A 449-nucleotide genomic window follows, 5' to 3' on the forward strand; every position below is an offset into this window, starting at 1 on the left:
TTCTTCTCTGTTTTCGTTTGTAATTGAAGGATTAAAGCTAGGCCATATGCAGCTAAGGCAAGAAACATTTGATTCCACATTCCTTGTGGCTTCGTACTCCAAATCTTAACCAGATTTAAGTGTTGTTTCACCCAGCGAAAGAAGGTCTCAATCGTCCAACGATAACGATAAAGGTCCATAATTTGTTCTGCAGATAAGTCCCATCTAGTTGTCATTAGTCGGTAGACTTTATCTTCTTCATCTTTAAATTCTACCAAACGTATTGGCTCATCCGCATAGCTATATCGAACTCTTGCGTCACTAATAATTGCTGGATGATTACTTTCATATCTTTCGATAGGAACAGCTTTTATACTCTTCGAAATTCGAACGACAAACGAAATCCCTTGTTCTTGCCATGTCATCAGATTCTTCGTAGAAGGATATCCACGATCCATCAAGTAGGTTGC

General features: G+C 38.8%; 1 protein-coding gene. It reads right to left on the minus strand.

The genetic code is table 11. The features are described from left to right. Positions 1-449 (minus strand): transposase (locus TE34_RS09945; protein ID WP_047984674.1); only part of this gene is annotated, 449 nt, incomplete at both ends.

The sequence above is a fragment of the Ornithinibacillus californiensis genome (genome assembly GCF_001038485.1).
GTDB lineage: Bacteria > Bacillota > Bacilli > Bacillales > Amphibacillaceae > Ornithinibacillus > Ornithinibacillus californiensis.